The organism is Virgibacillus phasianinus, from assembly GCF_002216775.1.
Taxonomy (GTDB): domain Bacteria; phylum Bacillota; class Bacilli; order Bacillales; family Amphibacillaceae; genus Virgibacillus_F; species Virgibacillus_F phasianinus.
In genome coordinates this window covers 3,963,497-3,984,443 of sequence record NZ_CP022315.1, presented here as the reverse complement: position 1 = coordinate 3,984,443, position 20,947 = coordinate 3,963,497, and the positions used below count along the sequence as shown (strand labels likewise).

Here is a 20,947-nt window from a genome sequence, read left to right as displayed (position 1 = left end):
GAAAATTTATAATTTCAGAGATTGTAAAGTAGGAGCGATTGTTGATATACCGCATGATGGTATTAATCCGTTCAACTTTTTTCATTGGGACCTCCTAAACAGTATCACTTTTTGACATGGTTCAATGCTATTATAAATCCAGCAAGTAAAAAACAAATCTTTTGTTTAATTTAAAAGGAGGAATTTTGCAGTGGCAAATTATACTTTAGAAGAAAAGGACAGCTTTACTGTTTTAGGTATTGGAACAGAGCTTAAGAGCGATTACACAGACTATGTTGGTATTAATAAGGAAAAGGCGGACTTTTGGCAAGCAGTCAATCAAGATGGAAGGCTTGATAAACTAAAAACTGTCGCAACAAATGACTACATTTTTGTCGTAAACGAGGCAGTAAATAACAAGATGATGCATTACGCTGGTGTTATGACGGAGGAGTCCTTGCCAGAAGCATCTAGACTGATCCAATTTCCTAAAGGAGAATACATCGTTGTTAAAGGGGAAGCGAACACAGATGAAGAGTTGAGTAACAAGCTTACTGGTATTGCCTTTGGTGAAGTTCTGATGGAAGTAACGGATGTATCTTATGTTGGTGGTCCAAATGCAGCGGTTGTAATGGGGCAGCAAGACGGCTTAGTATACGGTGAAATGTGGATCCCTGTAGTTAGAAATTAAAGGGATAAAAGGCGAGACGAAAATCCTCTTACTTATTAAAAGGATGGTTTAAAATAGACATCATAAAACAGGTCACTAGCGGTTAGTTGCCAATAAGTGATCTGTTTTGTGCTTTTGAAATTTTAATATGTGACAAATTATGTTTGTAGGGTGATTAGTCGATGATAGGGATAAGTATAGCAACAAAATGGGAATATGAAGCAACATTGGAGTACTTTGGCATAAAAGATAACGAACGTTTCGGTTATCCCTATGGCGAGTATTTTTTAAGAACAATTAATGATGCTGAACTTGTTTTTTATAGTACTGGTGTAAGAAAAGTAAATGGTGTTGGTGGATATCAGTATATGATTTCTAAGTTTAATTTAACTAAAGTAATCGTTGCTGGAACGTGTGCAGGTATAGATTACAGGTTCAGTAATCTTGATATTTTTGTACCCGATAAAGCCGTTCAATATGATTGCACAGTAAAAGAAGTTGAGCCTCTAATCAAACAATCCTTTATAGTCGATATTGATCTATCAAAATATGGAAATGACTTCTATACTGGAACAATTGGTACCGCTGATAAAGCAGTAGTTATGTGGAAGGACTATTTAGAACTTAAAGAAAACCAAATAACAATAGCCGATACAGAATCGGGGGCAATTGCTTATATCTGTAGGAAAAATGATATTGAGTGCATTATTATAAAAGGAATTTCTGATTTTCCAACGGATGAAGAAAACTCTGATAAATTTGAATCGAACATTATTTGAGTTATGCAATTGAGAACTTTGCAGACGAACAAATTAAATCTGGAAAGGATTGAAAATGATAGAACTTCATGTCTTTGGTAATAACAAAGTGGCAAGGAGTCTATATGAACAACTAGGATATGTCGAAACAAATATAAAAATGGAAAAATCATTATAGGTTTTTCCAGAAGTGGGCGCATTTCGGGAATAAATACCTTCTTGTTACTGGGGCATTGGGCCATTTAACGGAACAAGAGAAATTTCTTCAGTTGTATGATGCAAGGAAAGGAGAAACGAATATGATAGCCTATGTAAGAAATGAAGATATACTTGGTGAACTATATCTTCCCGATACACCATTGAATAATAAAATTGGAATAGTATGGTTACCTGGTTTACCTAATAGACCAATGGCACCTGAAATGGGAAAATCTTTATCGGATTTGGGATTTACCGTACTGCAGGCACGCTATCCCGGGAACTGGCAAAGTTATGGGGATTTTGGCCCGAATTCATCTGTGAAGGGTGCGTTAATGGGTCTTGAACTTTTATCAAAAGGTAATACGTTAGACTTAAATACTGAAAAAGGGATTTCTTGGGATGTTGACCATATTATTTTTATTGGAAATAGTTATGGTGGTGGTATAGCTGTTTCAGCATTAGGTTCTTCTAGTTTAGCATCTGGCGCAATAGCATTTTGTCCTTTATTAGAACCAAGCCAACAGAATGCCGATCATTCACTTCAGGAAGATGATCTCTCTACACTCTATCCATATTTAAAAAGATGCCACGAAAACGTATATCGTAACTTAGACGATGATGAGTGGAAAAAGTATATTGAAGGTAGACATTCAGCTGATCCTTCAAGGTTTTTAACAAAAATTAAAGAACGTCCTATACTCCTAATCCACGGTACTGAAGACAAAGGAATTCGTTCGTATCATACGGAAAATTTTTATAATAAACTGAAAGAAAGCGGAGCTAAACAAGTTGATATTATAATCAAAGAAGGTGTTGGTCACGGAAAAGATTTAAGAACATCTACTTGGAATAATTGGACAAAATGGCTGACAGACTTATTCAGCTAAAGGGCGCTTTAACGGGGTAACAAGATCAGGTTTGATGAACATATTGACTTCAGGCCATGGGAAGAGGCTATGGCGCTTGGTGAACTGGCGTTACATATTGCGAGTAATTGAATAAGAGTTAAGCTTCAATCGGGCCGGATTGCGGAACAGAATATGGTATAATTACAATGTTTAATAAGTTACGAATTTTTTTTTAGACATTAAGGGAGGCGTTCATTATGACAAACAAACATTTTTTCAATGAAAAACTTAAAGGGGATAACGCCTAACTAATAAAGTAGACTTAGCGTTTCCCCGAAATTTGGAAGGGGAAAATATATGCTTACAGATAATGTGAAAATTGAAGAATTGAACGAAGAAAACTGGTATGAATGCTGTGAATTGAAATTATCAGAGAAACAAGCAGAGTATTTAGAGTCAAATGCTATATCAATTGCCCAGTCAAAGTTTGAACCGTCATTAAAACCTTTTGCAATTTACTTTGAAGATAAAGTAGTGGGTTTCCTAATGTATAACACTGAAAAAGAGGAGCTCGATGGTTATTGGGTATTTAGAATAATGGTTGATGAGAATTTCCAAGGCAAAGGTATAGGGAAGGCTGCAACAAAGTTAATGATTGCAGAGATGAGTAAGTTGCCAGATGCGAAAAAAATTGTTGTTGGTTATCATCCGGAAAATCAGGAAGCTCATTACTTATATGCCAGTTTAGGATTTATTGATAATGGTGACCGATTTGGAAGAGAAATGGCTGTTATCAAATATATAAACGAGTGAAGTAAAATTAGGGAGAGCCTGCTTTGGGTTCTCCCTTTCAAATTTAATAAATAGAGCTTGGGTCATCGTGTACGATTCATTAAATCATTATTTACATGGACACATGAGGAGGGTTACCTCTTAAAAAATCCGGCAGCAAAATTAAAAGAGCCTAAATTAGGCAAACGGATTCCGAAGCTTCTTTCCGTGCGTGAAATTGAACACAGTAGGGAAGGATGTCATACATCGATGGAAAGTGCTTTGTTTGAATTTTTTTATTCGATCTGATAATCCAGGCATGAAGCGTTATGCCGCAAAAGAATTAAAGGAGTCGCGGCATGACCAAAGAAGATAACCGGAAGTCTTTGATTCATTTTACGGAAGAGTTTAACAAGTGTTTGGATCAAATCCAAGCTTTCAATTTTTCATTTATGACACTGAAAGATTGGGATTTATAACGTACTTTCCATAAAGTTGAAGTTCCACATTACCCAGAGTTACCATTTCTATAACTTAAGTTTAAATATAGCACCCCTAATCAGTATCGGAAGTTTGTATTTGATGTTTCTCAGAATAAAACTCTGCTTTCGAGGGCTGCGTATTAAAGACAAATAATATAATCGTTACTGCAAACATAATTAGGCTACCTAATATGACGACAAATTGAATCGATATCATTTCAGCCATTATTCCAAAAGTTATCGTCCCAATGATGATAAAAAAAGCTTCAATGAATCCGTACACACTACCAACCCTTCCCATTACATTGACAGGAACATTATTTTGATAAAATGTGTAAAATCCAGTGTCAAGAAAAGCCATCGAAAATGAAAGAATAAAAAATCCAATTGCTGCTATCAAAAAATTACCTGAAAAAGCATAGATCATATAACCGATAGAGACCATTAAGGATCCAAGACCAATCAGCCAAGAGGTAGCTACTTTTTTAACAACTATTATGTTTACTAATGCTCCAACAATTATCCCAACACCAGCAATACTCACGAGGAATCCATAATCTCTCTCTGATAATGAAAGCACTTCTGTAGAAAATGCTGCTTCCAGTGAATCTATAGCAGTTGCCAAAACCATCACTGAACTGAAGAGTAAATAAATGGCCATAATGTACATGTGTTTACGACTAAAGTCAACAACTAATTTCCAATCATTTTTTAATACTTTCAAGGTTATTTTTTCATCTTTTGTTTCAATAAAATCATTTTTTTCAATATTGGGCATAAACAATGTGATTAGTGCCGATAAAAATAGGGCTATTGCATTAATATATATCGCAAAATTTGGAGTACCAATCATAAACATCATTCCTGCAATTGCGGGTCCAGTAACAAATGCCCCCGAATCAATTAGGCTTCGGAAAGAATTAAATCGTTTTCTTTGATCAGGAGGAATTAACTTCGTAATGTAAGTCATTGATGTAGGCTCATACATGGAACTAGCTATACTTATAAAAAAGACAATGCCGTATATTGCCCAAAGAAATGATAGTAAAGGCAATAAGGCAATAAACACTGCTTGGAATATGTTAAGCCACACCATAAGATGCTTTTTATTCAACCGATCAATTAAACTGCCCGCCCAAACGCTTGTAAATAATGTAGATAAAGCTCTTATTATATATAAACCTGAAACAGCAAGTACACCCATCATATCAAGAACGATTAAATTTAATGCTATAAAATACACCCATTCCCCAATACTAGAAATACCAATACTGGACAATAAAATAGATGGATATTTCCACGACCTAACAAATTTTTTTATACGCATTTTTATTTCCACTCCTTTGTTAATCTAAACTTGGACAATAAAAAAACTCACCCCCAAGACCTTAAGTCTTGAGAACGAGTTGTTGCGCGCCTGGTGCCACCTCAGTTTGGTAATATGTCACCATATTACCCTTATTAGGTACGGTATGAAGACCATACATATACCCTAGCTCTATAACAGGAGCTCCTGTCACACTATCACCTGCATGGATCCAATGTGCTGCTCTGAGGCTTGCTTCCAATCATTAATTCTTACTCCTTTTCACCAACTGGAGCTCTCTTTGAAGAATTTCATGATTGTACTGTTCTCTTCATTGCATTTATTTGATTGTAGCCTTTTAATGTTAGATAACCATACCAAACCTTTTGGGGGAAGTAAAGAACTTTTTTATTACTTATAATTGTAATTTTAAATTATTGAAAATATTGGCTTGAAACAGGAATTGTCATTTACGATAAAGATTTTTGGAACGGTGGCTATGGTTCCGAAGCGTACAGGTTATGGATTGATTTTCTTTTTAAATCGACCGACTTACATAGATTGGGTATGTCTACGTGGTCAGGTAATGTAAGAATGATGAAGGTAGCAGTAAAGATTGGAATGACAGAGGAAGCAAGAATAAGAAAGGCGAGAACGGTAGATGGTGAATATTTTGATGCCATTAAAATGGGCATATTGCGAGAGGAATGGGAAGGATCAAATAGTAATTAGCTATAAAAGGTATCTTCAGTTATAGGGCGCTTTTCAAGAATAAATACTGTTTCTGAATCAGGCCATTTTAATGGAATAAGAGGTGCAAACATGAAATTATTTATGCGTTTTTTACCTTTGCTGCTGGTAGTAGCAGGGTTACTCAATTATATATACATGGCAAAAGGAATTGGTTTAACTCTTGTTCTTTTATCTCTTGGAGTTATCGTTGGAATCTTTAACCTTATGAAAAAGCAGTACATAGTTGTTGCTTTAATAAGTATTGTAATTATAATTGGGTCAGTAGCTTTGTTTTATTATTTGGTTAATGCTGGTGTGTAATAATCGGGCGCGCTTGTTGAACTGAACCATATTATGTAGGTGGTTTCATTGTTCATTTAAAAACCTTAAAGCGAAGTGGAGGATTAGCCCCTCCACTTCGTTGACTAAAATAATACCCTAGTACTGAACAGCTTTTGTTCTATTTATCTTACGTGAGTAATTACGTCTTTGCATCATTCATTTACCCAATTACATTTTGAACATTATAGTTCAAGAAAAGGGAGCACTAATTGAACAGTGCGTCCCTCCAGGAACATAACTAAGATATATTCTTAATAAGTACCCCAAAGTAGCGAAAAAATATATTTCGGTTGAGCCTTAAGTATTCCTCAATCAGGCGCGCTTGTCGAACAAGGCGTCCTTCTGAATCGGGCCAGATTGTTGAGGAACATTTCCAAAGAAAGATAGTTGGATATTTATGTTAAAATCGATGCAGATTGTGAAGGCAGAAGATTGAAAACAACACCAATTTTATTTTTGGATTCGAAAGTTAATATTTATAAAATATGAGGTGAGAGGTGACCTAGTGAATGCCAATGATGCTGTCACACGAAAATACAGTATTATAAGTTATATCGCCCTAGCAAGTGGAATTATTTGCTTTTTTATTACTTTTGTTCAACCTACAAGAATTGTGATGATAGGATCACTTGGTTTTATCGCTTTCCTTGCCCATCTATTTTGTATTAATGTTTATTTTGGTGTTAGTTGGTGCTATTCCCTTTGCTCCTTAAATAGTACTTTTGGTTATCTAAATAATCCTCTCCAGTTCCACATAAGGGCGCACTTCCGAAATAAGGGCTAGTGCCCAAATTGCTGAAATGGACCAGGTAATGAAGTAAAGTATCAGGAGGTATAATGTGCAACTATACTGTGATAGTTATCTGGCGGTGCTTAAAAATAATTTTATGTTGATTATAATGGCATTTGTTTTACTCATTGTAACTTTCTTTATATGGGTGGGATTTCCTATCTTTGTAATTGGAATCGTAGTAGCAGATATAACATCTAATTTTGTACTTACCCATATTGGTGTTTCACTTTCAGTTGGACTACTGTTTTCCTTATATTTTATACCAATCAATCTTAAAGTCGCGAAAAACATAGCTGTTATAAAAAGCCGCGGCCCAATGAATTCTTTCATTCGCATAGAAGCAGTTTGGATATTGGTAGGGGCTTTTATTTTTGAATTAATTTTCAGCGTTATTTGTTAAATAATCAGGCGCCATTCTTGAATAAGGATCGGCGTCAGTTCCTATATAAGGGCCATTTTGTTGCAAATTGGACACTTTATAAATCATTTTTTAGGGAGGAGGTCAATATGAGTATGCACGCATCGGACAGTATGTTTGCTTTTTTAACTTTTTTACCTTTTATTCTTTACTTGGTTGTTATTGTTTTTACCGTTTATTTTGTAATAAAAGTAATTAAATTCATGAATGAAAAAGTGAAATTAGACCGAGAAAAAAACGAAAAACTCACTGAAATAGTAAAGGCCTTGAATCAAGAAAAAAGGGATTAAATAATATCAGCCATTTTAAGCAATCGGGTGCAAGAATCGAATAAGACTTGCGCTTACTTTTGCTTTGAAGGTCCATTTTGCTGAATAAAAATTGTAACTATTTAAGGGCCATTATGTGGACCAGCTCTTTTGTAATAGAATGGACAATAAGGTGGCGTTAATATTGCAAGATGAAGAAAAATATTCTTGGGTGAGCTATACATCTTTTGGATTAGGAACTTTTTCTTTTGTTGTAACTGTTTTATTTTTTCTTAATGCGCTACCAGGGTTTTATTTAAAGCTAACTGTATACTTAGTACCAATTAGTGTCCCTGTGTCCATAGTACTGGGCGTATTAGCTTTACGAAAAAAAAGTGAAAAAAGATTATTAGCCAACATAGGTATAACCCTAGGATTAATAATTGGAATTACTTTGTTCTGTATTATAGGATTTGCTTGGCTTATTACTCCTGTTCATCCAAACTAAAAATGAGACGCTTCAAGAAATCAGCAAATAGTAAAAATACAGTAGTAACTATTTTATATGTAATGAGGGGCAGTTCTATACAAGGGGGGAGCAAAAACACTTTTCATTGTACAGGCTTCTTCCTAAAAGATTTGAAGTATTGCACTTGAAATAGGTATTAAAGTTGGTTATTATGTAATTGATCAATCAATAATTAACTGTGAGTAGGTGTTTACGTATGGTTAGACCAAAAAAGGAAAATCGTAAGGAAGATATTCTTGAGGCTGGGTTGGAAGTTTTTGCGAAAAGAGGTTATTATAATACAACTACTGCACTCATTGCAAAAAAAGCGGGCATATCTCAACCTTATGTCTTTAAATTCTTTAAAACAAAAGAAGAGTTGTTTATCGCAGCTCTAGATAGAGCATTTGAACGAATCCTTCAAACTTTTGAAAATGTAGAGAATAGCCAAGACAATCTGGTCACCAAAATGATTGCTGCATATGAAGAGTTGTCTGAATCAAATCCTAATGAAATTTCGTTGCAGGTTATAGGTTTTTCAGTGACGGAAAAGGCAATACAACAATCTATAAGGAAAGGCATGTCACGTATTAGAAGTTATACACTGGAAAGGTTTCAATCGGCAGGAATTCCAAATGCGAATAGAGAAGTCACGACCTTTTTGGCAAGGGGGATACTCTGTAATATTTCCTTTTTCATAGATTTACCTGAGCTTATTGACGGTGAAAAAAACCGATGACGGATTATCATCGGTTTTTTTACCCAAGTTTAGTTATTGATCGATCACTAATGAAAGGGGATGGGGTTATGAAAATTGCGATTGTATTAGGAGCAACTGGTGGAACGGGGCAGGTCATCGTTTCAGAATTATTGGAGAGACAGATAGAGGTCATTGCTTTCGGCCGTTCTGAAAGTAAATTGAAAACATTAATGGAGGATCACGATTTTGATCAACGGTTGTCATACAAACTGGGTGATATATTTGATTACCAAACTATTGTTAACGCGGCAAAAGACGTGGATGTTATATTCCAATGTGCCAACGTTAAATATCAAGAGATGGAGGGAAAACTTCATTTGCTTGGAGAAAGTGTAATGAAAGCAGCAGATATTCTGAAGAAGAAGATTGTTATTATAGATGGCATCTATGTTTACGGGCATCAAGTTGCAAAGGGAGATGAAAATCATCCACAACAGCCACACACAAAAAAAGGTAAGTTACGAGTAGAATTTGAGAAATTAATATTTAGTAACAAATGGGAGAATGCAAAAGCATTAATTGTAAGGCTGCCGGATTATTATGGTGCTACTTCACAGAATTCCTATTTACAGCCCACATTGGAAGGGATGGCTGCCCATAAGAATTCTATTTTTATTGGGAATATGAATACACCAAGGGAATATGTATATTTACCAGATGCAGCTAAGATGATTGTAAATATAGCAGAAAAAGACAATGCCTATGGAGAAAATTGGAATATACCTGGAACAAGATTGATATCAGGTAAGGAAATTATCCAGATAGCTCGTAAGGTAACTGGAAATCGAAAGATGGTTATCCCTTTAAATAAAAGTGCTATTCGTTTAATTGGGTTGTTTGATCCGTTTATTAGGGAAGTGGTTGAGATCATGTACCTCACCAAAGAAGGGTTTGTTTTGAGTGGGGAAAAATATGAAAAACGTATCGGCCCCGTACCAGCAACTCCCTTCGAAAAAGGTCTTGAAGAAACATTACGACTTTTAATGCATAATAAAAATTAGCGATTCGGTGATACCAAACTAAATATGTAATAGGTTGAAAACGTGAAATGACATCATGCGTAAAACCTTGTTCAAGAAACGGGCGCAATTCCGGATAGAAAAGTAAAAATATTGGAAAAAATGGAAATGATCATTGCCCTTCAGACAATGAAGTGCTAAGGTTAAAATAATTAAATTGAACGCATGTTACTGATTCGACTAGGCATGGTGATAAGCAAAAGGTTATGTGGTCCCTTTTCGTATCCCCATGCCTTTTTGTGTCAGGCATGTCTTTCTAACCAAAGGTGGTGATTTGGGTATAAATTTACTGCAGAATCGTATGATGTTTTGCACATCGTTAGCACTAGAATGATAGCATATTCATAAAAATTTTAGGAGGAGTTATTTTTGAGAAAGTTTACAGTGGTTGTCTTATCATTTTTCGTTATCTTCTCGACACTTATAAGTTCAGCTTTTGCTGAGAAGGAAAAATTATCAAATGATGAATTAGCCAGCTCAGTATTACCAATTGTCCAATCGTATGAAACCGATTCAAATTATTCAACGTGGAAAATGGATGAATCAACTAGATTTGTAATTCCGGCTACGGATAAATACTTAGAAAATGAACGACTTAAAGAAGTTGTAGAATTGGTATCAGCTGAATTCTTAGAAAAAGGAATTCCTGCAAAATCAGAAATTAAAAAAGTATATGCCGAGGATTCGGAAGTAACATCTCAAGATATCGTTGTAACGCTAGCTAAGAACAGCCAAATTACCGAAGAAAGTAACAGTAACGAAGCCTATAAGATTGAAATTGGCGATAATGGCGTAAAAATAGTAGCTGCTTCAGAAAATGCTGCGATGTATGCTTTACGCACAATTCAGCACTTAATGATTACGAATAACAATAGTCTGGTTTCGGGTACAATCATTGATTACCCAGAATTACCAGAACGCCGAGTTCATCTGGATATGGCAAGAAAATATTTTACAAAAGAATGGATTATCCAACTTATAAGAGAAATGTCTTATTTTAAAATGAATACAATTCAGCTTCACTTCTCGGAAAATATGGGATTCAGAATAGAAAGTGAAACAGATCCGGCAATCGTTTCAAAAGACGGCTATTTAACAAAAGATGAAATTAGAGAAATTTTAGCCGAGGCCAAGAAATATGGAGTTAAGGTCATTCCCTCTTTAGATACACCGGGACATACCGAGCATATTTTAAAAGTTCATCCTGAATTTGGACAAGTTGATAAATACGGAAACCATAGCAAGGTCGCATTAGATATTACAAACCCAGAAGCAGTAGAGTATGTCAAAAGTCTCTACACTGAATATATGGAACTATTTGAGGGTAGTACTGATTTCCATATAGGTGCTGATGAATATATGGAATTCGATAGGGACCCATTTATTTCAGACTATAAGCCAGTATTAAATGAATATGCAAAGGAAACATTAGGTGAAGAATATATATGGAAAGACGCAATGGCTAACTACATTAATGAAATAGCAGCACACGTGTATGAAGGTGGATTCAAGCCACGAATTTTTAATGATGCCATTTACTATGGGGAAACAGATAAAAATGCGTGGGAACCAGTTGAACCAAAACAGAAAATAGAAATGCATGATTATATTGGAATTGATTTTTGGTCACAAATGAGCTGGAATCGCAGCATTGCACCACTTAGCGCATTTGTGGAAAGAGGACATGATGATATATATAATATGAATGCAAGTTACTTTTATTATGTGTTAAGGAACGAAAAACCAGATGATGGACGTAAGCAACATTCATTTGATTACTTAAATCAAGATAAAAGAATATATGAGGAATGGACACCTGGAAAATTCCAAGGCAATACGGTTGATGATGATTCATCCTTTATTAAAGGTGCAGCATTAGCCATATGGTGTGATAATCCGGATTTAGTTGGAGAAGACGTTATCACTGAAGATATTGCTGATGAATTACGTTCCCTAGCTTCGAAATCCTGGAACACCTCAAGTAATGACATTGCGGATTTTAGTGCGTTCAAAGAAAACTATGAAAAGCTTGGAAATGTTGCAGGTTTTGCAAAAGGAAGTGAATTACCTGACGTTCAACCTGTAAAACCAATAGAATCGGACAAAGCAGAAAGTGTTGCCGATTTACAGGCACTCGTGGAACAACTATCAGATAAAGGAGATATTGATCCTAAAGCTATTCACCAGCTTACGGTTCACCTGAAAGTAGTGAGTCATTTCGAGGACAAACAATCTGGTGATAAAATCGTCAAACATTTGCGAGGCTATAAGCTATTGCTCGGTCATATGCAGGAAAAGGCATTAATATCCGAAAATGCGTATAACACCTTAATTGCAAATACCGATGCTTTAATAGAAAAGTGGGAATAGTTTTTTGGTGCCTGTCATTTCCCGGGTTTTGTCGAATATAGTTCAAGGGCTAGCATTCCGAATTGGAATGCTAGCCTTTTGTGTGCGCTTAGCATCTTTTTTTCGAAGGTTGCTCAGAGTATATGAAGCTGATAGATGGAAGGAAAGATTAGGTTCTTACCTGGGGAGGCCTGTGGAAACAACCTCCAGCCCTTCCTAGATATTCCAAAATTATCTAGTACTAAATGGCTTCGACTGACTGCTGATAGCGAACATTTGCATGTTCAGTTACGCAAAGGGTTGCGCATACCTATCTGAAATCCTGTTTCGTTTCCCAAAGTAAAGGTGAAATCTCACGAACCTTCATAGATTCTGGTTAATATAACAATTATTAAAAGTTTGATCGATATGTGCTATTATTAATCATTTTATATATTCAAAATCCCTGAGTTTTCGTGTATTTTAGATGTAAGGTTTTTTAGGGAATACGAGAGTCAAAAGAAAGGGGAAATGGTATTATCCTTAATTGGAAACGTTTTCGATATTGTTTAGCAAGATATTTATACAATAAGCAGAAGTTATCAAGTAAAGCTATTTGGCATGTATTACTATAAAATGTTGGTTTGTGATGGTTCGGGAAACTAGCACTTTTTGATTATCGTTTTTGGTCGTTTTTTATAGGTATTAATCTATAACTTACAAATAGAAAGAGGCGATAAGTATGGGATTTATTCGTAGTAGAGACGATGTTAATTAGGGCAACATGTAATCAAAAGTCAGAAGTATCAGAATCTAGTTATTCAGGAGAAATGAAGGGTGAATTTGTACTTTGGCATTCATTCATACAAGGCGCAAGGAATGGTTTTAGGAGGAGGCAGCATGGAAGAGCACCCTATAGTATTGTTGCACTATAATTAGTGAAAACATTTTTACAGGGATACAGGAATCAGTAAGGGTGCTTTTATGGACGTACTGGGAAAACTCAATGTGATGAAAAAAGTGTTTAAATATCTTGGGAGGAGAGTTAATAATATGGAAGAAGCAAAATCATCAAAAATGGTTTCCGCTCAGAAAAAGCCTATCGGTTACGTTGGGTGGTGCATGGTATTATTATTGTTTTTCGGATCAATTGTAAACTATCTTGACCGTAGCACCTTGAGTATTGCAAACACTGTTATTGCTGATCAGTTTAATATTGGACCTGCTGGCATGGGGATTCTTCTTTCCGCATTTTTATGGCCGTATGCTTTAGCAAGCTTACCAGCTGGTTGGATAATCGATAAAGCTGGTCCTAAAAAAACTTTGGGATGGTCAATATTTCTATGGTCCTCGGTATCTGTAATTAGTGGGTTCGCCACAGGTTTTTTCTTTTTATTTATGATGAGAGTTTTGCTCGGTATCACAGAATCACCATATTTTGCATCAGGTGTTAAAGTTACAAATCGATGGTTTCCTAAGGAACAAAGGGCCTTTCCAACTTCAGTTTTCAACATGGGGCCTACCGTTGCGAAAGCTATATCACTCCCTTTACTTTCCGCAATTATGTTAGCGATAGGGTGGCAGGGTATGTTTATCGCGGTTGGACTACTTGGATTTGTATTCGTTATCTTATGGGTTATTTTTTATAGAGATCCGAATGCTGAAAATAATTTCGAAATTAATAATGATAATACTGATCAAAATAACCACCCGTCCAGAGCTCAAATATCCTGGGGATCGTTGTTTAAATATAGGTCCACTTGGGGCATGGTGATTGGTGCATTTGGTACGAATTTTACACTTTGGCTCTATCTCACCTGGCTTCCAGGTTACCTGCAAACGGCCCGTAACATGGATATTATGACAACAGGTTGGGTAGCTTCTATTCCATTCGTTGCCGGTATTTTTGGTGTACCCATTGGTGGACTTCTCTCAGATTATCTTTTACGAAAAGGATTTTCTCCAATTAAAGCGAGAAAAATTCCAATTGTAGCCGCATCTATATTAGCAGCTGCTTTTGTTATGCCAGTACCATTTGTTTCAAGCACTTTTATTAGTGTTATGTTACTTTCAATTGGATTTTTTGCAAGTTCTGTACCTCCGAGTGTTATGTGGACATTAAATACTGATGTAGCCCCTCAAGGAAGGGTTGCTTCACTTGCAGGTATACAAAACTTTGGAGGGTTTTTGGGAGGAGCCCTTGCCCCTATATTAACGGGCGTGATAGTTCAAGTAACTGGTTCATTTAAATTGGTCTTCATCACTGGATCGTTATTGTGCATTGTTGCTGCTATAGGTTATGGAATTATTCTTAAAAGACCAATCACAAATCGGACTTGAAAAAGAGATTGTTCTTATAAGGTCTAACTGTCATAAGGCTTATAGAATGAAAAGGAAATTAGCGTTACTCACAGATACAAAATTTTATATGAGGAGTTTTAAATATGAGTGAAATCAAATATGCAATAGTAGGTACAGGTTATTTCGGAGCAGGTCTTGGAAAAATAATAAATGGATTAAAAGAAGCCAAAGTTGCAGCTGTGTATGATCCCAATAACGCAGAAGATATAGCTAAAGAACTTAATTGTGATATTGAGAACGATGTTGAGTCATTATGTCAACGTAAAGATGTAGATGCGGTAATCATTGCTTCGCCGAACGGCTATCATAAGGAACCGGTTTTATGTGCTGCGAAAAATAATAAACATGTATTCTGTGAAAAACCAATCGCACTTTCCTATGAGGATTGTAACGAAATGATTGACTATACAAAGCAAAATGACCTGGTTTTCATGGCGGGTCATGTCATGAATTTCATGAATGGTGTACGTACGGCTAAGCGATTGATTAATGAAGGGCAAATTGGCGATATTCTTTTCTGTCATGCAGAACGAAATGGTTGGGAAGAAGCGCAAGAGCAAGTGAGTTGGAAAAAGAAAAGGGATATATCAGGCGGGCATTTATATCACCACATTCACGAATTAGATTTTATCCAGTTCCTAATGGGGCCTGCCAAAAGGGTCAGCATGGTAGGGGGGAATGTCGCACATCATGGGGGTCAATTTGGTGATGAAGACGATATATTGTTAATCACACTTGAATTTGAACGTAATCGATTTGCGACATTACAATATGGTTCTGCATTTAGGTGGAGTGACCACTTCGTGAAAATCCAAGGAACTAAGGGGGCCATTTTAATTGATCTTCAAGATGTAAAAGTGGTATTAAAAACGCCAGATGAAGAAAAGCGATTTTTATTACATGAATCAAAAGAAGTAGACGAGGACCGGACAAGAATCTATAGAGGCCTGAAAAATGACGGAGCCATTATGTATGGAAAGCCGAGTCAAACTCCTCCGATGTGGCTACATTCTATAATGAAAAAAGAAATGAAGTATTTTCATCGTATTATGCAAGGAACAGAGATTGAAGAAGAATTTATTCCATTGTTAGACGGCACTGCGGCTAGAGCCTCTATTGCTACTGCTGATGCTCTTACTTTATCAATGGAAAAAGACAGAAAAGTAAGTGTGGAAGAGATTCTGACAAAAGAGGTTTTAGCAAATGATCTTTGACAAAATTGAGAATCTCCCAATGTACACGTTTGCCAACGAACCTCTAAATCAAACAATAAAATATGAAAATTAAACACCCTGATATATTACCAATATTCGACTTGGAAGCTATAGGGAATGGGATTATAGGCTATCACCTCTTGAGGTACTTTATCTTAAGAGGTGATATTTTGTTTAACCCAGAAGGATGAATCATGTTGATTAAAAATGATAGAATACAGTAAATGCGTACGTTTTGATTATGTGTGTCTACATTTAATTCCAAATTCGCCTGCCGTAACAGGTGGTCGTAATGTTAACCTTAAGAGAGGGAAGGATTTTAATGCATCAAAATAGTGTGTATCAAGCTTTACGTTTAAATTATCTATATGTAGATCGATATTCTTTTCCAAAAGAATGGAGTTATTTTGAATCTATCATTCCTTATTCAATGATACGTCTTATTAAAAGTGGGTACGGAAAGTTTGTCATAAATGATACAGAGTATATTGTTGAAGAAAACAATATAATTTATATTCCTCAAGGATGCAAGCTTGCATGTGAATCATTATCAGAGGAGTTTACGTTTATTAGTATCCGGTTTACTGCTTCTATTCCTTTAAATGATATTGAATTATGGTCAGATACTTTAGGCTTAAACACAAAAATTGTTTGTAATGACGTTCAGGTGCGAGACTATTTTAATCAAATGATTGTGGAAAAACAAACAAATCATAAAGGTAAATCCTTCTTGTTGAGAGGGTATCTAGAATTAATTATAGGATATGTTATCAATTCATCAGAGCTAATTATAGAAGAAGACAGATATAAAAACAGAAAAACATTGGTCGAAAAAAAACTAGATAATAGAGTCCAAACAATAATTGATTATATGATAAATCATCCTGAAAAAAATATGTGTATTGATGAAATGAGTAGCATGGCCAACATAAGTTCATCATCACTAAGGAGGCTATTTAAGTTACACACAGGTAAATCACCAAGTGCATTTTTAATAGAATTAAAAATGACTTACGCGGCGCGTAGCTTATTGGAATCTGACGAAAGTATTTCTTATATTGGATATTCTCTCGGTTTTGAAGATATAAATTACTTTTCAAGAGTATTTAAAAAACACTTTGGAGTAACTCCTAGTTCTTATAGGAAGGTATCACGAGATTGATCATTTAGCAGAAGTTGAGAAATGTTTTGGAACTCTTGATGAATTATTGGAGATAGATAGAAAAGTTAAGTATTAAAGGGGTGCAATTTATAGGTGATAATAATAAAGAATATAAACTTTTGATAAAGCCTTCAAAAAAGCAATAACTTTCGCAATCGGGCGCAATTCTGAAATTAGAATTGTGCTTTTTGTTTGTGGTAGGACGAAATAATGGAATAAAGAAAAAGTTAAGAGAGTTATTTTGAAAAAAGGCATTTGTAATAAAGGACTTTGTCAAAGAAAAGAGAAATAATATAGGTAGAAAAACTTTATTTCAAGAGGGAGAGATCTTTGATGAAAAAACATCATGCGTTACAATTGTATGATTATCATGTTTGGTGTAACAACAAATTTTTTCTGCGAATGAAAGAATTGCCGAAAGATATTTATGATCGGGAAATACGGAATGTTTTTCCCACAATTGCGGAGACACTTGTACATATTTATACGGCTGATACAATATGGCTCGGTGTAATGCAGGAGAATAGTATGGAAGAGATTCAAGCTTCCATCGCCCATGCACACGAAAAAACAAAGAAAAAGGGTCTTGAAGAAATGGAAAAGCTGTTTCAACATTTGTCAGAGGATTATCAATACTTTCTTAACAATGAAAGAAATTTGGATAAAGAGATTTCCCCAGTTCATCCTCAATTTGGTCGTTTAGATACTTATCTTTCCGAATTGGTTCAACATGTTGTGAACCATGGCACATATCATCGCGGAAATCTTACGGCAATGATACGTCAGCAGGGTTACTCAAGTATACCAACTGATTATGTTTTTTATCTTTATGAACTCAGTTCAACAAAATAGGTTTTTCTCTTAATTTCCATTCATCCTATGGATAAAAAAACATGGGTAGATGAGGGGGTAATCTTATGAGAAATTTATTTTACCTTTGTGTAGAGGGTGATGTAAATAAAACTTATGAATATTTAAATGGTCTTAAGGACAAAACCAAAGAGCAAGCTGAAATAGAGAAGAAATACTATAGTCGATTTTACCAGTACAATCCAGATTATAAAGTCTCTCATGCAGATAAATGGATAGAAAATGTGATAAATGAATATCGTTATTACTTTGTAGAAGTCTTAACCAAAAAAGTAGAACGTTCTGCTGCGGGGGCAAACTTATTAAAAAGATTGAATTGTTATTTACCTAAAGATAAAAAAGGAACCAATATGAAAGGTACAGAGGAAAACTTGAAAACTATTTTTAATGAGAAAGGACTTTACTTTATAGGCGGTAAGGTTGAACCCCATTATGGCCCCTTTATTTGGAAAACTACAGACAAAAAAACATATCATGTTGACATTCCTGATACCAGGGAAATGGTGCAGGTATGCTTTTTGGATGATTTTCTCATGTTAAGCTGGCTGCACTTCGCAACATTTGGCAAGGTATATGCTGGTGGTTGGGCAAAAGAAGATGCGTTGTATTGTATATTACCTAATTACCGCGACAAATTGGATACAGATGTCTTTCTAGTATCCTTCCTAAAACATGAAGCACAACATTATAGTGATTATAAACAATTTCCAAAATTAAAGGGACATGACTTGGAATATCGGGCAAAGCTTGTCGAATTGATTTATTACTCTGATTATGAATTTATGAAGAAACTACTGATTGAGGCAGTAAATAACTCAAATCCGCATAATTACGCGGCTTTTATTATTCTCAAACGGTTGTCTAAACACTTTTTTAGTACAGATGCGGAAAAACGGATAGAAAAATGGACTGAAATCAATTATGACAAAATCCGCTCCTTTGCAAGAAAGTTATTTAATGAGCATACCAGTATGCTTCAATCACAGGATGTGCATACGGTGGAGAGCGTGATTTAATTCATCTATCTAAAATTTAAAGTGCCAGAAACGGGCGCGATTCTAAAGTAAGGGATTGCGCTTTTTTAATGTATCGAGCGATTATATTGAATAAGAGGTTGCTTAAAATTCACTTTTTTCATAAAGTATCCTCTTCTAGAAGACGAAAACGTTGATTCATCAAAATATGAAAGAAGCCGCCCATAATAAATCCCGATGGGCTTCATATTTAGACAAGCTTATATTTAAGAACTACCTTACTTAAGACTTCAACTAAGGGGGGATTTAACATGGGCGAATGGACCATTTTGAGATAAAAAGAAGGGATATCCGTAAGAAAGTCGAAATTATATTCTGAAACGTATATTAATAGCAGGGGATGGTTGTAATTATGACAATTGCTCAAACGAAAATCCTGAGTGTATGTAGAAACACCTAATGGACCAATGACAATCAGTTTTGTTGAGAAACGAACTAGGGGTGCTGGATCACAAGATTGGAGGAATAGAAAATGGATGTAAGGACATTCTTGTTACAACAATGGGCAAGCTGTTTGGATGAAGAAGACTGGTTTCCACCACTTGAAAAGGTGCTAAAGGATATTGCTTTTGAACAGGCAATTTGGAAACCAGATGAGGGGGGAATGCATTCTATTTGGGAATTAGTTTGTCATTTACTTTTCTATGAAAAGAGATTTCTGATGCGATTTCTTGGTGAAACAGCGAATGAACCACAGGCAGAAAATAATGAATCTACTTTTCGATTACCTGCCCAGACGATAGAAAATTGGAAGAAAACAAAACAAGAATACGCTTATGTTCATCGTGAACTAGGAAAAATACTAGCAAAATCAGAACATGAAGATTTGTACAGACAGGTCCCAGGAGAAGATAATTCATTGGTGCTTGAACTGAAAAGTTTAGCAATGCACGACGCCTATCATATTGGGCAAATTGTACTTCTAAGTAAAATGCAGGGGGCTTGGGCAGGGAAACGAAGCTTTTAAAAAAGCGTCATTAGCTTTACAGGTGAAAATAGTATTTGCATAAGGAGATTCATAAATGAAGGAAAACCAAATTAGTTTTACGGCGATGATGACAGCTTATATTCGAGGTATTCACTCAAAATATACCAATCCTAAAATTTTCAATGACTGTTTAGGATATGATCTAATTCCTGAAGAGCAAAAAAATAGGATAGAGCAGACTATGCCAAAAGAGGCATTAATGCATTCTACCGCCTCTATCACCCGTTCACGGTACACGGAAGATTGTTTGATGAAGGCAATTGAAAACGGTGTGGAGCAGTATGTAATTTTAGGCGCTGGTTTGGATACTTTTGCATATAGATATCCTGATTTGTTAAAAAGTCTTCATGTATTTGAATTAGATCATCCCGCAACGCAAAATTTTAAACGTCAGCGTGTTGATGAGTTAGGGTGGAATCATCCAGACAACCTGCATTACATTTCGATAGATTTCACTCGAGACAACCTGCATTACATTTCGATAGATTTCACTCGAGAGGATATAGTAACGAAATTTAATTCATCACTAAACTATTCTGTCTTATCCAAAAGCTTTTTCAGCTGGCAGGGGGTTACCATGTACTTATCCAAAGAGGAGGTATATAAAACACTGACTAATCTATCAAAAGTGACTCCCGCTGGAAGCATGATTGTATTTGATTACTTCAGTGTAGATGAATTTAATGAGGAAACCACTTCCACTAACTTGCAAAAGAAAGAAAACATGATGAATAAGATAGGAGAGCCAATGAAAACAGGTTTTGACCCAGCTAGTATGAAGGAAGAAATGGCAGAACTTGGATTAAACTTGCTTGAGAATTTAAGCCCGGTGGATATTAAGAAACGGTATATGACGGGATTAAATGAAAACCTACAGGCACATAAAAACGTGTATTTTGCACTGGCTGAAGTTGAATAAGTTTTATGGTAAAGGGTGCGGTTCCGGAATAAGGATTAGCACCCATAATTGTACATAGGGGCCATGTGATCTAATAAAGCGTTATTTTGACGATATCAGGACGAGTGGGCTTTGGCTAGAGCATCGGAGAAATTGCGGAATTTTTATATATAAAAAAGATTGATCAAAATACCAGCCACTTAGTTATTACAGTACCGTTAAGCCTGGGGTGACGGTTTTTTGATCAACCTTTTTTT

General features: G+C 35.5%; 19 protein-coding genes, 3 pseudogenes and 1 other annotated feature. Of the genes and pseudogenes, 20 read left to right on the top strand and 2 right to left on the bottom strand.

From position 1 onward, the window contains the following. Nucleotides 1–7: 7 nt before the first annotated feature. Nucleotides 8–85: pseudogene (locus tag CFK37_RS20760) on the bottom strand (helix-turn-helix transcriptional regulator); the annotation flags it as partial. A 105-nt stretch (nt 86–190) separates the two neighbouring features. Between CFK37_RS20760 and CFK37_RS19395 the strand changes: the two are divergent. The 5 genes and pseudogenes from CFK37_RS19395 to CFK37_RS20490 form a co-directional block, all read left to right on the top strand. Continuing rightward, on the top strand, nt 191–670 hold the full coding sequence (locus CFK37_RS19395; RefSeq protein ID WP_089063418.1) for a GyrI-like domain-containing protein: 480 nt from the start codon (nt 191–193) through the stop codon (nt 668–670). A 161-nt stretch (nt 671–831) separates the two neighbouring features. Continuing rightward, entirely contained in the window at nt 832–1,428 is a 597-nt protein-coding gene (locus CFK37_RS19390) for a 5'-methylthioadenosine/S-adenosylhomocysteine nucleosidase family protein (RefSeq protein ID WP_089063417.1), read from the top strand. A gap of 278 nt (nt 1,429–1,706) precedes the next feature. Continuing rightward, nucleotides 1,707–2,495, top strand: coding sequence for an alpha/beta hydrolase family protein (locus CFK37_RS19380; protein ID WP_089063416.1), 789 nt, complete (start codon nt 1,707–1,709; stop codon nt 2,493–2,495). A gap of 318 nt (nt 2,496–2,813) precedes the next feature. Further along, nucleotides 2,814–3,269, top strand: a complete 456-nt coding sequence (locus CFK37_RS19375; protein WP_089063415.1) for a GNAT family N-acetyltransferase — start codon at nt 2,814–2,816, stop codon at nt 3,267–3,269. Nucleotides 3,270–3,323: 54 nt separating this feature from the next. Continuing rightward, nucleotides 3,324–3,530, top strand: a pseudogene (locus CFK37_RS20490) (integrase); the annotation flags it as partial. Nucleotides 3,531–3,782: 252 nt separating this feature from the next. Here the strand turns inward: CFK37_RS20490 and CFK37_RS19365 are convergent. Then, nucleotides 3,783–5,036 carry an MFS transporter gene (locus CFK37_RS19365; RefSeq protein WP_089063414.1) on the bottom strand — a complete coding sequence of 418 codons (1,254 nt, stop codon included), beginning with the start codon at nt 5,034–5,036 and terminating at the stop codon, nt 3,783–3,785. A gap of 67 nt (nt 5,037–5,103) precedes the next feature. After that, nucleotides 5,104–5,359, bottom strand: a binding site (T-box leader). 103 nt (nt 5,360–5,462) lie between these two features. On the opposite strand from CFK37_RS19365, the pseudogene CFK37_RS19355 reads away from it, so the two are divergent. The 15 genes and pseudogenes from CFK37_RS19355 to CFK37_RS19280 form a co-directional block, all read left to right on the top strand. Continuing rightward, nucleotides 5,463–5,747: pseudogene (locus tag CFK37_RS19355) on the top strand (GNAT family N-acetyltransferase); the annotation flags it as partial. Nucleotides 5,748–5,837: 90 nt separating this feature from the next. Beyond that, nucleotides 5,838–6,068, top strand: a complete 231-nt coding sequence (locus CFK37_RS19350; protein WP_089063411.1) for a hypothetical protein — start codon at nt 5,838–5,840, stop codon at nt 6,066–6,068. 860 nt (nt 6,069–6,928) lie between these two features. Next, a complete protein-coding gene (locus CFK37_RS19340) occupies nt 6,929–7,282 on the top strand; it encodes a hypothetical protein (protein WP_089063410.1) in 354 nt (117 codons plus the stop codon). A gap of 107 nt (nt 7,283–7,389) precedes the next feature. Next, a complete protein-coding gene (locus CFK37_RS19335; protein WP_089063409.1) occupies nt 7,390–7,590 on the top strand; it encodes a hypothetical protein in 201 nt (66 codons plus the stop codon). Between the two features lie 163 nt (nt 7,591–7,753). Continuing rightward, complete coding sequence (locus CFK37_RS19330) at nt 7,754–8,056, top strand: hypothetical protein (RefSeq protein ID WP_089063408.1); 303 nt, start codon at nt 7,754–7,756, stop codon at nt 8,054–8,056. Between the two features lie 217 nt (nt 8,057–8,273). Further along, nucleotides 8,274–8,795, top strand: a complete 522-nt coding sequence (locus tag CFK37_RS19325; protein WP_089063407.1) for a TetR/AcrR family transcriptional regulator — start codon at nt 8,274–8,276, stop codon at nt 8,793–8,795. A 68-nt stretch (nt 8,796–8,863) separates the two neighbouring features. Continuing rightward, complete coding sequence (locus CFK37_RS19320) at nt 8,864–9,817, top strand: NAD-dependent epimerase/dehydratase family protein (protein ID WP_089063733.1); 954 nt, start codon at nt 8,864–8,866, stop codon at nt 9,815–9,817. A 387-nt stretch (nt 9,818–10,204) separates the two neighbouring features. Next, the gene (locus CFK37_RS19315; protein ID WP_089063406.1) at nt 10,205–12,205 is read left to right on the top strand and encodes a beta-N-acetylhexosaminidase; all 2,001 of its coding nucleotides are present in this window, start codon (nt 10,205–10,207) and stop codon (nt 12,203–12,205) included. 1,011 nt (nt 12,206–13,216) lie between these two features. Then, nucleotides 13,217–14,503 (top strand): MFS transporter, encoded by a 1,287-nt coding sequence (locus CFK37_RS19310; protein WP_089063405.1) that lies wholly within the window; start codon nt 13,217–13,219, stop codon nt 14,501–14,503. Nucleotides 14,504–14,607: 104 nt separating this feature from the next. Continuing rightward, nucleotides 14,608–15,738: a Gfo/Idh/MocA family protein gene (locus tag CFK37_RS19305; RefSeq protein WP_089063404.1), complete on the top strand. Its 1,131-nt coding sequence runs from the start codon at nt 14,608–14,610 to the stop codon at nt 15,736–15,738. 292 nt (nt 15,739–16,030) lie between these two features. Continuing rightward, the gene (locus tag CFK37_RS19300; RefSeq protein WP_089063403.1) at nt 16,031–16,900 is read left to right on the top strand and encodes an AraC family transcriptional regulator; all 870 of its coding nucleotides are present in this window, start codon (nt 16,031–16,033) and stop codon (nt 16,898–16,900) included. Between the two features lie 333 nt (nt 16,901–17,233). Continuing rightward, nucleotides 17,234–17,752 (top strand): DinB family protein, encoded by a 519-nt coding sequence (locus CFK37_RS19295; protein ID WP_089063402.1) that lies wholly within the window; start codon nt 17,234–17,236, stop codon nt 17,750–17,752. 65 nt (nt 17,753–17,817) lie between these two features. Continuing rightward, nucleotides 17,818–18,786 (top strand): hypothetical protein, encoded by a 969-nt coding sequence (locus CFK37_RS19290; RefSeq protein WP_089063401.1) that lies wholly within the window; start codon nt 17,818–17,820, stop codon nt 18,784–18,786. A gap of 490 nt (nt 18,787–19,276) precedes the next feature. Continuing rightward, nucleotides 19,277–19,771: a DinB family protein gene (locus tag CFK37_RS19285; protein WP_089063400.1), complete on the top strand. Its 495-nt coding sequence runs from the start codon at nt 19,277–19,279 to the stop codon at nt 19,769–19,771. Nucleotides 19,772–19,826: 55 nt separating this feature from the next. Further along, nucleotides 19,827–20,711, top strand: a complete 885-nt coding sequence (locus CFK37_RS19280) for a class I SAM-dependent methyltransferase (protein ID WP_089063399.1) — start codon at nt 19,827–19,829, stop codon at nt 20,709–20,711. The last annotated feature ends 236 nt before the right edge of the window (nt 20,712–20,947 follow it).

Coding starts and splice junctions, on each gene's coding strand:
- CFK37_RS19390 (WP_089063417.1), top strand. CDS start 832: ATGATAGGGATAAGTATAGCAACAAAATGGGAATATGAAGCAACATTG.
- CFK37_RS19380 (WP_089063416.1), top strand. CDS start 1,707: ATGATAGCCTATGTAAGAAATGAAGATATACTTGGTGAACTATATCTT.
- CFK37_RS19375 (WP_089063415.1), top strand. CDS start 2,814: ATGCTTACAGATAATGTGAAAATTGAAGAATTGAACGAAGAAAACTGG.
- CFK37_RS19365 (WP_089063414.1), bottom strand. CDS start 5,036: ATGCGTATAAAAAAATTTGTTAGGTCGTGGAAATATCCATCTATTTTA.
- CFK37_RS19350 (WP_089063411.1), top strand. CDS start 5,838: ATGAAATTATTTATGCGTTTTTTACCTTTGCTGCTGGTAGTAGCAGGG.
- CFK37_RS19335 (WP_089063409.1), top strand. CDS start 7,390: ATGAGTATGCACGCATCGGACAGTATGTTTGCTTTTTTAACTTTTTTA.
- CFK37_RS19325 (WP_089063407.1), top strand. CDS start 8,274: ATGGTTAGACCAAAAAAGGAAAATCGTAAGGAAGATATTCTTGAGGCT.
- CFK37_RS19320 (WP_089063733.1), top strand. CDS start 8,864: ATGAAAATTGCGATTGTATTAGGAGCAACTGGTGGAACGGGGCAGGTC.
- CFK37_RS19310 (WP_089063405.1), top strand. CDS start 13,217: ATGGAAGAAGCAAAATCATCAAAAATGGTTTCCGCTCAGAAAAAGCCT.
- CFK37_RS19305 (WP_089063404.1), top strand. CDS start 14,608: ATGAGTGAAATCAAATATGCAATAGTAGGTACAGGTTATTTCGGAGCA.
- CFK37_RS19300 (WP_089063403.1), top strand. CDS start 16,031: ATGTTAACCTTAAGAGAGGGAAGGATTTTAATGCATCAAAATAGTGTG.
- CFK37_RS19295 (WP_089063402.1), top strand. CDS start 17,234: ATGAAAAAACATCATGCGTTACAATTGTATGATTATCATGTTTGGTGT.
- CFK37_RS19290 (WP_089063401.1), top strand. CDS start 17,818: ATGAGAAATTTATTTTACCTTTGTGTAGAGGGTGATGTAAATAAAACT.
- CFK37_RS19285 (WP_089063400.1), top strand. CDS start 19,277: ATGGATGTAAGGACATTCTTGTTACAACAATGGGCAAGCTGTTTGGAT.
- CFK37_RS19280 (WP_089063399.1), top strand. CDS start 19,827: ATGAAGGAAAACCAAATTAGTTTTACGGCGATGATGACAGCTTATATT.